Annotated in this window: 1 protein-coding gene; it reads left to right on the forward strand. The window is 61.8% G+C overall.

From position 1 onward, the window contains the following. The coding region (locus Ga0451573_RS19145; RefSeq protein ID WP_231685782.1) for a kynureninase/PvdN C-terminal domain-containing protein at nt 1–270 on the forward strand (270 nt) is incomplete at its 5' end. Nucleotides 271–280: the final 10 nt, after the last annotated feature.

The raw sequence follows: 280 nt of genomic DNA on the forward strand, positions 1-280 counted from the left end.
TTCGGCCTGACGCTGGTCACGCCGCGCAACCCCGATCAGCGCGGCAGCCAGGTTTCCTATTCCTGCGACAATGGCTATGCCATCATGCAGGCGCTGATCGCCCGCGGCGTCATCGGTGATTTCCGCGCGCCCGATATCATCCGCTTCGGCTTTACGCCGCTTTATCTCAGTTTTGCCGAAGTGTCCGAAGCGGTTGCCATCCTGCGGGACATTCTGTCGACACGGGCCTGGGATGCGCCGAAATACAAGGTGAGGGAGGCCGTCACATGAGCCGCACACC

Source organism: Phosphitispora fastidiosa (assembly GCF_019008365.1).
Taxonomy (GTDB): Bacteria; Bacillota; Thermincolia; order Thermincolales; family UBA2595; genus Phosphitispora; species Phosphitispora fastidiosa.